Genomic DNA, 12,222 nt, shown 5'->3' with positions numbered 1-12,222 from the left:
CCCCAGGCATGAAAAAAGGAGGCCGAGGCCTCCTTTTTTCTTGTCACCGGGCAGCGCTTAGAACAGGACGCGGCTGCGGATGGTGCCATTCACGTGCTGCAGCTTCTCCAGCGCCAGGTCCGAGTACTCGGCGTCGACGTCGATCACCACGTAGCCGACCTTGTCGTTGGTCTGCAGGTACTGGCCGGAGATGTTGATGCCGTTGTCGGCGAACACCTTGTTGATCTCGCTCATCACACCCGGAATGTTCTCGTGGATGTGCAGCAGGCGGTGCTTGCCCGGGTGCGACGGCAGGGCCACTTCCGGGAAGTTGACGGAAGAAACCGAGGTGCCGTTGTCGCTGTACTTGACCAGCTTCTCGGCCACTTCCAGGCCGATGTTGGCCTGGGCTTCGGCGGTGGAACCACCGATGTGCGGGGTCAGGATCACGCGATCCAGGCCGCGCAGCGGGCTTTCGAACTCGTCGTCGTTGGACTTGGGCTCGACCGGGAACACGTCGATGGCGGCGCCGATCAGGTGCTCGTCCTTGATCGCGGCGGCCAGGTGGTCCAGTTCGACCACGGTGCCACGGGCGGCATTGATCAGGATGCCGCCTTTCTTGATGGCGCGGATTTCCTTCTCGCCGATCATCCACTGGGTGGACGGCAGTTCCGGTACGTGCAGCGAGACGATGTCGGACATGCCGAGCAGCTCGTGCAGGTTGCCGACCTGCTGGGCATTACCCAGCGGCAGCTTGGTCACGGTGTCGTAGAAGAACACCTGCATGCCCAGTGCTTCGGCCAGGACCGAGAGCTGGGTGCCGATCGAGCCGTAGCCGACGATGCCCAGCTTCTTGCCGCGGATCTCGAAGGAGTTGGCAGCGGACTTGATCCAGCCGCCGCGGTGGCAGGAGGCGTTCTTCTCCGGAATGCCGCGCAGCAGCAGGATGGCCTCGGCCAGCACCAGTTCGGCGACCGAACGGGTATTGGAGTAGGGCGCGTTGAACACGGCGATGCCGCGCTCGCGGGCCGCGTTCAGGTTGACCTGGTTGGTGCCGATGCAGAAGCAGCCGACGGCGATCAGCTTCTTGGCAGCGTCGAAGACTTCTTCGGTCAGCTGGGTGCGGGAGCGGATACCGATGAAGTGTGCATCGGCAATCTTTTCCTTCAGCTCGTCACCGGACAGTGCGGTCTTGAGGTACTCGATGTTGGAGTAGCCGGCCGCCTTGAGGGTGTCGACGGCGTTCTGGTGCACGCCTTCAAGGAGAAGGAATTTGATCTTGCTCTTGTCGAGAGAAGTCTTGCTCATCTGCTTTGAACCTGTAGTCCCGGGATGTGGCGAGAAATTGAACAGCTCAGGCCGGACCGGCCGGTGCCAAGCTTGGCGCCAGGTGGCGATCTGCGTGGGGTGCGTATGCTAGCATGTTCTCCCTTTTCCTTGCCCGGTTGCGACCTGAGCTGTTCTCAGGACGACCATGAACCATTTGAGAGTTCCTCCAATGACCCGCGACGCCCTGATCGAATCGCTCAAGCCCCTGCTGGATGCCGGGAAGCTGCTGACAGACGCCGATTCCCTCGAGACCTATGGCAAGGACTGGACCAAGCATTTCGCCCCGGCGCCCCTGGCGATCGCCTTCCCCAAGAGCACCGAGCAGGTCCAGGCCATCGTCCGCTGGGCCAATGAACACAAGGTCGCGCTGGTTCCCTCGGGTGGCCGTACCGGTCTCTCCGCCGCCGCTGTCGCCGCCAATGGCGAAGTGGTCGTGGCCTTCGACTACATGAACAAGGTGCTGGAATTCAACGAATTCGACCGCACCGTGGTCTGCCAGCCGGGCGTGATCACCAAGCAGCTGCAGACCTTCGCCGAAGAGCACGGCCTGTATTACCCGGTGGACTTCGCGTCGTCGGGTTCCAGCCAGATTGGCGGCAACATCGGCACCAATGCCGGCGGTATCAAGGTCATTCGCTACGGTATGACCCGCAACTGGGTGGCCGGCATGAAGGTCGTCACCGGCAAGGGCGACCTGCTCGAACTGAACAAGGACCTCATCAAGAACGCCACCGGCTATGACCTGCGCCAGCTGTTCATCGGCGCCGAAGGCACCCTGGGCTTCGTGGTCGAGGCCACCATGCGCCTGGAGCGCCAGCCGAAGAACCTCACCGCGATGGTCCTCGGCACCCCGGACTTCGACTCGATCATGCCGGTGCTGCACGCCTTCCAGAACAAGCTGGACCTGACCGCCTTCGAGTTCTTCTCCGACAAGGCCCTGGCCAAGATCATGGCCCGTGGCGACGTGCCGCCGGCCTTCGAGACCGACTGCCCGTTCTATGCGCTGCTGGAATTCGAGGCGAGCACCGAGGAAGTGGCCAACGAGGCGCTGGCCACTTTCGAACATTGTGTAGAGCAGGGCTGGGTCCTCGACGGCGTGATGAGCCAGAGCGAACAGCAGCTGCAGAACCTGTGGAAGCTGCGCGAGTACATCTCCGAGACCATCTCCCACTGGACGCCCTACAAGAACGACATCTCCGTCACCGTCGGCAAGGTCCCGGCCTTCCTCAAGGACATCGACGATATCGTCGCGGCCAACTACCCCGACTTCGAAGTCGTCTGGTTCGGCCACATCGGCGACGGCAACCTGCACCTGAATATCCTCAAGCCCGAGAACCTGACCAAGGACGAGTTCTTCGCCAAGTGCGCGACCGTCAACAAGTGGGTCTTCGAGACCGTGCAGAAGTACAACGGCTCCATCTCGGCCGAGCACGGCGTGGGCATGACCAAGCGCGATTACCTGGGTTACTCTCGCTCCGAGGCTGAAATCGGCTACATGAAGGCGGTCAAGGCGGTGTTCGACCCGAACGGGATCATGAACCCCGGCAAGATCTTCGCCGAATAAGCTGCTGTATCCAGAAGGGCCGGTTCTTTGGATAGAGGGGCCGGCCCTTCGCACGTCAGCGTCACGGGAAGTGGCGCGTACGCCGGCAGGACGCGGGCAACCGTGCGGGATCACGAGCCCCGCGCGGATCATCTCTTCCATGCGTTGTCAGGAGTCGGTCATGAGTTACCAGCACCAGTACGTCGATGGCACCCCGATCCATTTCACCCTGGGCAAGGTGGTCTGCGTCGGCCGCAACTACGCGGAGCACGCCAGGGAGCTGAACAACCCGGTACCGACCGAGCCGCTGCTGTTCATCAAGCCCGGCTCCTGCACCGTGTCGCAGGCCGGCGGCTTTGCCATCCCGGAGGATCGTGGCTCGGTGCACTACGAGGCGGAAATCGCCGTGCTGATCGGCAAGCCGCTGTCGCGCAAGCCGAGCACCGAGGAAGTGCTGGACGCCATCTCCGGCTACGCCCCGGCGCTGGACCTGACCCTGCGTGACGTGCAGGCCAAGCTGAAGGAAAAGGGCCTGCCCTGGGAGCTGGCCAAGTCCTTCGACGGCGCCTTCGTGCTGGCGCCCTTCGTCAGCGCCGACCACTTCCCGGACCCGACCGACATCGGCATCCGCCTGGTGATCGACGACGAAGTCCGCCAGGACGGCAACAGCCGCGACATGCTCAACCCCATCGTGCCGCTGATCCAGCACATCTGCGGGCACTTCTCGCTGCAGCCGGGCGACGTGGTCTCCACCGGCACCCCGGTCGGCGTCGGCCCGCTCAAGAGCGGCAGCGAGGTGGTGCTGGAACTTCCCGGCGCCAGCCGATTCGAAAGCCGCGTGCTTTAGCCCCGTTGTCCCGCCGAAGGCCGCCGTTTGTGCGGCCTTCGCTTGTTGCGGGGCACCTTGCCGTGCTGACCAACAAGAGTCGTCATGACCATGTCCATCCTTCGTCCCCGCTGGCTGCTGCTGGCCCTGCTGTTCCTCCTCGTGGTGCTCGGCTACCTGACCTCCCGCTTCCACTGGGATGACCGCGCGCGCCTCTGGCTGCGTGAACAGGACACCAGCGCTCAGGCGCGCTCGGAAAGCGTCTGGCTGCCCGGATACCGTGCAGTGATCCAGGCCAAGCCGCTCAAGGGTGGCCTCGAGGGGCAGGAAACCTCCGATCTGGCCTACAACCCGATGACCCGCACCCTGTTCACCGTTACCGGCAAGAAGCCGCTGCTGGCCGAGCTGTCGCTTACCGGTGATGTGCTGCGGGTGATCCCGCTGCTGGGCATGTCGAACCCCGAGGGCGTTGCGGTACTGGAGAACGGCAATGTTGCCGTGACCGACGAACGCCAGAACTCCCTGACCATCTTCCATGTCGACCCGCAGACCCGCGAACTGAGCACCGCGAAGCTGTCCAGCTTCGACCTCGGTCCGCGCGGCAAGAAGAACAAGGGTATCGAGGGAATCGCCTGGGACCCTCGCCAGCATCGACTGGTGCTGGGCCAGGAGCGTGATCCGTTGGCGCTGTTCAGCCTGCCCAGCGACGGTGGGGCCAGCCTGAGCGGTGCGCTGCAGCCCCTGTCCAGCGACCTGCTGATGACCAACGTGTCGGCGCTGAGCATCGACCCGCGCACCGGCCATACCCTGGTGCTGTCGGCGGAGTCGCACCTGCTGCTGGAACTGGACGAGAAGGGCGAGCCGATCAGCTTCATCAGTCTGCTCGGCGGCCTCAACGGCCTGGATGACCGCATCCCGCGCGCCGAGGGCGTGGCCATCGACGAGCAGGGCACCATTTACATGGTGAGCGAGCCGGACCTGTTCTACGTGTTCAAGCGCGAGGCGACCGTCAAAACAGATTGATCCAGAGCGGGGGAGTGCGGGTCGGATGGCTTTAAGGTTGGGTTAAGTCCGGATTCAGGCTGGTTTCAGCCACCGGTTCTAAGCTGAACCCATCGAAAACGCCCCAGGAGGCTCATCCATGAAACTGACTCATCTCCCCCTGATCGCTGCCGCTGGCCTGTTCTCCACCATCACCCTGGCTGCCGGCTACACCGGTCCGGGCAGCGACGCCAAGCCCGCTGCCGCAGCCGCCCAGGTCACCACGGTCAAGCAGGCGCAGTCCGCCCACGACGACACCCCGGTGGTGCTGGAGGGCGTGATCACCAAGCGCATCGGCGGTGAACACTACGAGTTCAAGGATGCCACCGGCAGCATCGAGGTCGAGATCGACAACGATGATTGGCCCGCTGGCGCGGCTGTCTCTGAGAACACCAAGGTGCGCCTGACTGGCGAGGTCGACCATCACAAGCTGAAGGCCACCGATATCGACGTGGACCGCGTGGAAATCCTTCAGTAATCCAACGCCACAAAAAAAGCCGCGCCGGGGACCCCGGTGCGGCTTTCTTGTTTTCAGCGTTCCGCAGGAGCGGCGTCAACCGATGCTTTCGAAGCCCTGCAGCACGTTGATCGCGTTGATGCCGATCTCTTCCACCGCGTAACCGCCTTCCATCACGAACAGCGTCGGCAGGCCCAGCTTGCCGATGGCTTCGCCCATGCGCAGGTAGTCCGGGCTGTCCAGCTTGAACTGGGAGATCGGGTCTTCCTTGTAGGTATCCACGCCCAGCGACACGATCAATACGTCCGGCTTGTACGCCGAGATCTGCCGGATCGCCGCCTGCAGCGCCAGGCTCCACACCGACCAGTCGCTGCCCGAGGCCAGCGGATAGTTGAAGTTGAAGCCTTCGCCCACGCCCTGGCCCTTTTCGTCGGCATAGCCGAGGAAGTAGGGATACTCGAAGCGCGGGTCGCCGTGGATCGAGGTGAACAGCACGTCGGCGCGGTCGTAGAAGATGTCCTGGGTGCCGTTGCCGTGGTGGTAGTCGACGTCGAGGATGGCCACGCGGTTGGCGCCCTGGTCGAGGATCGACTGGGCGGCGATGGCCGCATTGTTGAAGAAGCAGTAGCCGCCCATGAAGTCCGCCGAGGCGTGGTGACCCGGCGGGCGGCACAGCGAGAACACCGAGCGCGCGCCCTTGGCCAGTTCGGCCTGGCCGGTCATCGCCACGTTCACCGAGCTGAGCACCGCCTGCCAGGTGCCGGCGGTGATTGGCGCGCCGGCGTCCAGGCTGTAGTAACCCAGCCGGCCGTCGATGCTGTCCGGTTCCTTCTGCCGCAGGCGGCGGGTAGGCCAGCAGATCGGCAGCATGTCGTGGGTCCGGCCGGTGGCCAGCCAGTCACGCCAGGCGTGCTGCAGGAACCGCACGAAGCCTTCGCTGTGCACCCTCAGGATGGGTTCCAGGCCGAAGTCCCGCGGGGCCTGGATGTCGCCCAGTTTCACCGCCTTGGCCCGGTCCAGCACCATGTCGGCGCGGCTGGGCTTTTCGAAGCAGGGGGTGAACTGGCCGCCGATCAGCTCGTGCTGACCGTGGTGCAAGCGATGGTCGTCGGTATAGATCGTCAACATCACGCGCTCCTGAGGGCGCCTCCGGGCGCCCGTTGGGTTCTAGTAGCTCTGCCGTCAGGCGTTTTCCTCGAAATTCACACTCGGTGCCTTGCGACGGAAGCCGCCGGTGTGCACCGCCAGGTAAGCGAAGCCGACTGCGAACCAGCTCAGGCCGACGACCAGCGTCAACTGCGAGAGGCTGGTCCACAGCCACAGGGTCAGGCACAGGCCGATGAACGGAATCGCTCCGTACAGCAGGACGTTCTTCGCGCCGCGGCGGCGCTCGACGCCCAGGTAGGTGCGGATCACCGCCAGGTTGACCACGGAGAAGGCCACCAGCGCGCCGAAGCTGATCATCGAGGCGAGGGTGGTCAGGTCCAGCACGACCGCCAGCAGGGACACGGCGGAGACCACCAGGATCGCCACGACCGGGGTCTGGAAGCGCGCGTGCAGGACACCGAACAGGCTGCGCGGCAGGATGCCGTCACGGCCCATGGTGAAGATGATGCGCGACACCGAAGCCTGGGACGCCAGCGCCGAGCCGATGCAGCCGGCGATGTAGGCGGAGGTGAAGAAGTTGCCGAGGAACTGGCCACCGGCCTTGAGCATCACTTCGTTGGCCGCCGAGTCGGCGTTCTGGAACACGCTGCCGGGGAATACCAGCTGGCTGATGATTGCCAGCAGGGTGAACATCAGGCCGGCGATGACGGTGGTGATGATGATCGCGCGGGGGATGTCGCGGCGCGCGTCGCGGGTTTCCTCGGCCATGGTCGAGACCGCGTCGAAGCCCAGGAACGACAGGCACAGCACGGCGGCGCCGGCCATCAGCGGGGCGAAGCCGGGCTGGGTGCCGTCACCGACGAAGGGCAAGGAGAAGTCGATCGCGGCGCCGCCGGCCAGGCTCTTGATCGACATGACCACGAACACCACGATGAACACCAGCTGCGCGCCGACGATGACGTTGCTCATGCCGGCGACCTGGCTGATGCCGACCACGTTGAGCACGGTGACCAGGGCGATGGAGGCGACCACGAACATCCAGGCCGGGATTTCCGGGAAGGCGATGTTCATGAACAGGCCGATGAGCAGGTAGTTGATCATCGGCAGGAACAGGTAGTCGAGCAGCAGCGACCAGCCGGACAGGAAGCCGACCACCGGGCCGAAGCTCAGGCTGGTGTAGGAGTACGCGGAGCCGGAAATCGGGTACTTGCGCACCATGAAGCTGTAGGACGCTGCGGTGAACAGCATCGCCAGCAGGGTGATCAGGTAGGCGGTGGCGGTACGGCCGCCGGTCATTTCGGTGACCACGCCGTAGGTGGTGAACATGGTCAGCGGGACCATGTAGACCAGGCCGAAGAAGACCAGGGCGGGCAGGCCGAGGACGCGTTTCAGGCGGGCGTCGGCGTTGGCCGGGGTGCCCTGTTGGGTGCTCTGTGGAGTGCGTGTGGTGCTGGCGCTGTGTTGGCTGGCCATGGGGATTCCTCGCGATTTTTATGTGATCTTGCGGGCGGGCGGCGTTCGGTGGCCGTCCTGATGTCGTCGACTACGGCTCAGCCGCAGCGCTGACGACGCGCGAGGAATGAGGGTGTTTGCTGCAGGGTGACGCAAAAGCTGGTCATGGGCGTTCTCGGGGCATTTGTTCTTGTGGATAACGCGCTCGCGTTCCCTCGGGAAATCCTTGCGCCATCTGTGATGGGGCAAGGGCTGGCCGCCTTTCCAGCCGCTCCCTGCGCGAGCCGCCCGACTCTAGCAACCGGGGGTGCCGGGCAGAACCCTGCAAAGGGTCAAAAAGGGATCGAAATGGCCAAATTGGCTGTCAGAGCCACCCGGCGCGCACCGCCGCGCCGGGTGACCTGCGGGTCATTTCTTCAGCTTGGTCCAGACCTTGGAGCGCAGCTGCAGAGCCTTGGGCGAGCACAGCTTGAAGGGCTTCAGGCGATCCAGCTTGTCCGCCGGGGTGTTGATCGCCGGGTCGTCGAACAGCTCCTTGTCCATGTACTTGTCCGAGCCTTCAATCGCGTTGTTGTACTTGGCGAAATTGGAGGCCAGGGCGATGTTCTCAGGCTGCATCATCCAGTTCAGGAAGGCGTGGGCCTCCTTGATGTTGGTGGCGTCCTTGGGAATGGTCAGGTTGTCGATGAACAGGCGCACGCCTTCCTTGGGATAGACGTAGACCAGGCTGGCGCGCTGGGCGTGGGCGCGGTGGAAGGCGCCGTTCCATTGCTGGTGCATGGAGACTTCGCCGGCGGCCATGCGCTCGATGGTGCCGTCGCTGTTGTACATGGCCAGCATCGGTTTCTGCTTGAGCAGCAGGTCCTGGATCTTCGCCGCCTCTTTCGGGTCCTCGGTGCACTCGTCGATGCCCAGGTAGTAGGACGCCGGGGCGTACAGTTCTTCGATGGAGTTGAGCGCCACCACCTTGCCTTTCAGCTCGGCCGGCGGCTCGAAGAACGGCTTCCAGCTCTCGTCCAGCTTGCCGCCGGGAACCTTGGCGCTGTCGTAGCTGTAGCCGGTGGTGCCCCACAGGTAGGGCACGGAGTAGTCGTGGCCCGGGTCGTAGGTCAGGGTCTTGAACTTGTCCTTCAGGTTCGCCAGGTTCGGCAGCTGCGACTTGTCGAGCTTCTGCAGCAGGCCTTCCTTGACGAAGATCTCGATGAAGCTGTCCGACGGCACGACCACGTCGTAGGCGCCGCCGCCGGCCTTGAGCTTGGCCAGCAGGGTTTCGTTGCTGTCGTAGGAGTCCAGGGTGGCGTGGATGCCGGTGTCCTTCTCGAACTTCTTCAGCAGTTCCGGCGGGAAGTAGTCGGACCAGTTGGCGAAGTGCAGGGTGCCGTCGGCATGGGCGCTGCCGGCCAGCAACAGGCTGGCGGCGACGAGCGCGCGGGCGATGGGGGTACGGCGGAATTTCATCGGTGAAGCTCCTTGCAATGTTGTTTTGTTTGGCGGCAGGAGGTCAGCGGCGACGCTGGCCGACGTAGTACGACAACGCAACGAACGCGATGGAAATCAACAGTATTATTGAAGATATGGCGTTGATCTTCGGGGAAATCCCCATTCGGATGGAGCTGAAGATGTACACCGGCAGGGTGGTGGCCCCGGCGCCGGCGACGAAGTAGGTGATGACGAAGTCGTCCATCGAGATGATGAACGCCAGCATCGCCCCCGACACGATCCCCGGCGTCAGCAGGGGGAAGGTCACCTTCCAGAAGGTCTTCCACGGCGAGGCATAGAGGTCCGCCGCCGCTTCCGCCAGCCGCGGGTCCATGCCTTCGAGACGGGCGCGGATCGGCAGATAGGCGAAGGGAATGCAGAACACGATGTGCGCCAGCAGGATGGTGAACAGCGACAGCTTCAGGCCGATGAACGCGAAGAACATCAGGGTCGCCACCGCGGTGACGATCTCCGGCACCAGCAGCGGCAGGCCCAGCACGCCACTCATCAGCGTCTGCCCACGGAACGAGCGGCCGCGCATGCCCAGCGCAGCCAGCGTGGCCAGGGTGGTGGCGACGACGGTGGCCAGGGTCGCGACGATCAGCGAGTTCTTCGCTGCGCGAAGGATCTCCGGGTCGTCCGCCACCACCGAGTACCACTTCAGGCTGAAGCTTTCCCACAGCGTCGCCGACTGGCCACTGTTGAAGCTCAGCACCACCAGCACGAAGATCGGGATGTAGAGGAAGGCGAAGAACAGCCAGGCGGCGGGCCGGACCCCGGTGAACCGCCAGAGCGGGTTGGCCGACTTCATGGATGACCTCCCGACGCGCCCTGTTTGAATCGCATGCTGTAGATCATCATCGCCAGCAGCACGAAGGCCAGCAGGGCGAAGGACAGCGCCGCGCCGAACGGCCAGTTGTGCGCCGTGCCGAACTGCAGCTGGATCAGGTTGCCGATCATCAGCGACTTACCGCCCCCGAGCAGCTCGGGGATGATGTAGCTGCCCAGCGAAGGGATGAACACCAGGATGCAGCCGGCGACGATGCCGGGCATGGCCAGCGGGATGATGATCCGCTTGAGGGCCTTCCAGCGGTTGGCGCCCAGGTCGAAGGCCGCCTCCACCAGGCGCCAGTCCATCTTCTCAAGGCTGGTGTAGATGGGCAGGACCATGAACGGCAGGTAGGTGTAGAGCAGGCCGATGATCACCGCGTTATCGGTGTAGAGGATGCCCAGGGAGGCGTCCGAGAAGCCCAGCCCGTGCAGGCCCTCGTCGATCAGCCCGCCGTTGCGCAGCAGCAGCATCCAGGCGTAGACGCGCACCAGCAGGTTGGTCCAGAACGGCACCGTGACCAGGAACAGCAGCAGGTTGCGCCGGCGTTCGTCCTGCAGCGCCAGGTACAGCGCGGTGGGGAAGCCGATCAGCACGCAGCCCAGGGTGGTCAGGATCGACAGCCAGAACGAGCGCTGGAAGATGCCCAGGTAGTCGGCGTTGAAGGCCAGGCTGTCGTCCAGGTCGCGTTCCCAGAGGAAGTTGATGTAGGCCTCGACGGTGTGCTGGCCCCATTTCACGCCGCCGTAGTCCCCCGGTGCCTGGATCGACACGGCGAACATGATGCCCAGCGGTAGGACGAGGAACACCACCAGCATGATCATCGCCGGGCTGGTCAGGGCCAGGCGATTGAACAGCGACTTTCGTTCCGCCAGTGCGCGCAGTGTACTCATTCGGCCAGCACCCGGATGGCGGTGGCGGGAATGCGGACCCGCACCCGCGCGCCGGGCGCGTGGGTGGAAAGGGCGCCGTCGCGGTTCTGCTGACGGACCCGGAAGCCGCCCTGACCGGCGACATTGAGGTGGTACACGGTGTCGGTGCCGACGTAGACGATGTTCTCGACCACGCCTTCGAGCTGGCCATCCTGCGCAAGCTCGGTGCGCTCCGGGCGGATCGCCAGGGTTACCTTGCCGGGTAGGGTGGTGGCGGCCGGCAGCAGCTGGCCGTCCGCCAGGCGCACGCTGTCACCGCTGGATTCGCCTTCGAGGAAGTTGGTCTCGCCGATGAAGTCGGCCACCAGGCGATTGACCGGCGCCTCGTAGATCTCGGTGGGCGTGCCGATCTGCATGACCTTGCCGCGACTCATCACCGCGATGCGGTCGGACATGGTCAGCGCTTCTTCCTGGTCATGGGTGACGAAGATGAAGGTGATGCCGGTCTCGTGCTGCAGGCGCTTGAGCTCGATCTGCATTTCCTTGCGCAGCTTGAGGTCCAGCGCGGAAAGCGATTCGTCGAGCAGCAGTACCTTGGGGCGGCTGGCCAGGGCGCGGGCGAGGGCGATGCGCTGTTGCTGGCCGCCGGAGAGCTGGTCGGCGCGGCGCTTGCCGACGTCGGGCAGGCGGACCAGGTCGAGCATCTTCTGCACGGTGGCGTCGATGTCGCTGCGCTGCTTGCCCTGCATTTCCAGGCCGAAGGCGATGTTCTCCGCCACCGTCATGTGGGGGAACAGGGCGTAGCTCTGGAAGACGGTATTGACCGGGCGGCGGAAGGGCGGGAGGCCTTCCATCGCGTCGCCGTAAAGGCGAATGCTGCCGGAGGAGGGTTGTTCGAAGCCGGCGATCAGTCGCAGCAAGGTGGTCTTGCCGCAGCCCGATGGGCCGAGGAGGGTGAAGAACTCGTTGGCGCGGATTTCCAGTGACACGTCGTCCAGGGCCTTGAGGCCTTGTCCGGGTGTACCGAACTCCATGCATATCCGCTCGATGGTGATCGCGCTGGTCATGCTCGTACCATGCAGTTAAGCAGTTGTTATTGTTGAGGTTTTACGGTTTCTAGGACCGTTTCACCTAGCTGCGGATTGATAATGACCAAGCGCCGGGATACGCAGAACGATAGATCAGGCCAATAAGGGATAAATCAGGCCAAGTTGAAAATGCGCTCTGCCATGCTGGATTTCGGGCGTCAGCGGATTGTTGTTCTGAAGATTTTTAGGGGCTTGGTCCTACGCGGCAAAGTCGACTCTG

At 64.0% G+C, this 12,222-nt stretch carries 11 protein-coding genes; 4 read left to right on the top strand and 7 right to left on the bottom strand.

Translation table 11 applies throughout. From position 1 onward, the window contains the following. Nucleotides 1-57: 57 nt before the first annotated feature. Nucleotides 58-1,287 (bottom strand): phosphoglycerate dehydrogenase, encoded by a 1,230-nt coding sequence (serA, locus tag IB261_RS28530; protein WP_081515253.1) that lies wholly within the window; start codon nt 1,285-1,287, stop codon nt 58-60. A gap of 190 nt (nt 1,288-1,477) precedes the next feature. On the opposite strand from serA, the gene IB261_RS28525 reads away from it, so the two are divergent. The 4 genes from IB261_RS28525 to IB261_RS28510 all read left to right on the top strand — a co-directional run bounded on the left by IB261_RS28525 (nt 1,478) and on the right by IB261_RS28510 (nt 5,196). After that, the gene (locus IB261_RS28525) at nt 1,478-2,872 is read left to right on the top strand and encodes a D-2-hydroxyglutarate dehydrogenase (protein ID WP_138213750.1); all 1,395 of its coding nucleotides are present in this window, start codon (nt 1,478-1,480) and stop codon (nt 2,870-2,872) included. A gap of 160 nt (nt 2,873-3,032) precedes the next feature. Beyond that, nucleotides 3,033-3,698, top strand: coding sequence for a fumarylacetoacetate hydrolase family protein (locus IB261_RS28520; RefSeq protein WP_192383626.1), 666 nt, complete (start codon nt 3,033-3,035; stop codon nt 3,696-3,698). 84 nt (nt 3,699-3,782) lie between these two features. After that, on the top strand, nt 3,783-4,700 hold the full coding sequence (locus tag IB261_RS28515) for an SdiA-regulated domain-containing protein (protein ID WP_192383627.1): 918 nt from the start codon (nt 3,783-3,785) through the stop codon (nt 4,698-4,700). Nucleotides 4,701-4,818: 118 nt separating this feature from the next. Beyond that, nucleotides 4,819-5,196, top strand: coding sequence for a NirD/YgiW/YdeI family stress tolerance protein (locus tag IB261_RS28510; protein ID WP_138213752.1), 378 nt, complete (start codon nt 4,819-4,821; stop codon nt 5,194-5,196). 75 nt (nt 5,197-5,271) lie between these two features. Here the strand turns inward: IB261_RS28510 and IB261_RS28505 are convergent, their stop codons facing one another. The 6 genes from IB261_RS28505 to IB261_RS28480 form a co-directional block, all read right to left on the bottom strand. After that, nucleotides 5,272-6,303, bottom strand: coding sequence for a histone deacetylase family protein (locus IB261_RS28505; RefSeq protein WP_017520827.1), 1,032 nt, complete (start codon nt 6,301-6,303; stop codon nt 5,272-5,274). 54 nt (nt 6,304-6,357) lie between these two features. Then, nucleotides 6,358-7,755: an APC family permease gene (locus IB261_RS28500; protein ID WP_081515259.1), complete on the bottom strand. Its 1,398-nt coding sequence runs from the start codon at nt 7,753-7,755 to the stop codon at nt 6,358-6,360. Between the two features lie 387 nt (nt 7,756-8,142). Beyond that, a complete protein-coding gene (locus IB261_RS28495) occupies nt 8,143-9,192 on the bottom strand; it encodes an ABC transporter substrate-binding protein (RefSeq protein WP_081515260.1) in 1,050 nt (349 codons plus the stop codon). 43 nt (nt 9,193-9,235) lie between these two features. After that, nucleotides 9,236-10,024, bottom strand: coding sequence for an ABC transporter permease (locus IB261_RS28490; RefSeq protein ID WP_045215587.1), 789 nt, complete (start codon nt 10,022-10,024; stop codon nt 9,236-9,238). After that, nucleotides 10,021-10,935 carry an ABC transporter permease gene (locus IB261_RS28485; RefSeq protein ID WP_081515261.1) on the bottom strand — a complete coding sequence of 305 codons (915 nt, stop codon included), beginning with the start codon at nt 10,933-10,935 and terminating at the stop codon, nt 10,021-10,023. Before IB261_RS28485 ends, IB261_RS28490 begins: the two co-directional genes overlap by 4 nt. After that, nucleotides 10,932-11,981 (bottom strand): ABC transporter ATP-binding protein, encoded by a 1,050-nt coding sequence (locus IB261_RS28480; RefSeq protein WP_081515262.1) that lies wholly within the window; start codon nt 11,979-11,981, stop codon nt 10,932-10,934. The genes IB261_RS28485 and IB261_RS28480 overlap by 4 nt, the downstream gene beginning before the upstream one ends. Nucleotides 11,982-12,222 lie beyond the last annotated feature (241 nt).

Origin of the sequence: Pseudomonas sp. PDM20, assembly GCF_014852575.3 — a bacterium.
Lineage (GTDB): Bacteria > Pseudomonadota > Gammaproteobacteria > Pseudomonadales > Pseudomonadaceae > Pseudomonas.
The sequence above is the reverse complement of the archived record's forward strand: the minus strand, read 5'-3'. Positions and strand labels throughout refer to the sequence as shown.

Excerpts from the sequence above, each read along its gene's own strand:
- IB261_RS28505 (WP_017520827.1), bottom strand. The coding sequence starts at position 6,303 with ATGTTGACGATCTATACCGACGACCATCGCTTGCACCACGGTCAGCAC.
- IB261_RS28490 (WP_045215587.1), bottom strand. The coding sequence starts at position 10,024 with ATGAAGTCGGCCAACCCGCTCTGGCGGTTCACCGGGGTCCGGCCCGCC.
- IB261_RS28515 (WP_192383627.1), top strand. The coding sequence starts at position 3,783 with ATGACCATGTCCATCCTTCGTCCCCGCTGGCTGCTGCTGGCCCTGCTG.
- IB261_RS28485 (WP_081515261.1), bottom strand. The coding sequence starts at position 10,935 with ATGAGTACACTGCGCGCACTGGCGGAACGAAAGTCGCTGTTCAATCGC.
- serA (WP_081515253.1), bottom strand. The coding sequence starts at position 1,287 with ATGAGCAAGACTTCTCTCGACAAGAGCAAGATCAAATTCCTTCTCCTT.
- IB261_RS28480 (WP_081515262.1), bottom strand. The coding sequence starts at position 11,981 with ATGACCAGCGCGATCACCATCGAGCGGATATGCATGGAGTTCGGTACA.
- IB261_RS28525 (WP_138213750.1), top strand. The coding sequence starts at position 1,478 with ATGACCCGCGACGCCCTGATCGAATCGCTCAAGCCCCTGCTGGATGCC.
- IB261_RS28520 (WP_192383626.1), top strand. The coding sequence starts at position 3,033 with ATGAGTTACCAGCACCAGTACGTCGATGGCACCCCGATCCATTTCACC.
- IB261_RS28495 (WP_081515260.1), bottom strand. The coding sequence starts at position 9,192 with ATGAAATTCCGCCGTACCCCCATCGCCCGCGCGCTCGTCGCCGCCAGC.
- IB261_RS28500 (WP_081515259.1), bottom strand. The coding sequence starts at position 7,755 with ATGGCCAGCCAACACAGCGCCAGCACCACACGCACTCCACAGAGCACC.
- IB261_RS28510 (WP_138213752.1), top strand. The coding sequence starts at position 4,819 with ATGAAACTGACTCATCTCCCCCTGATCGCTGCCGCTGGCCTGTTCTCC.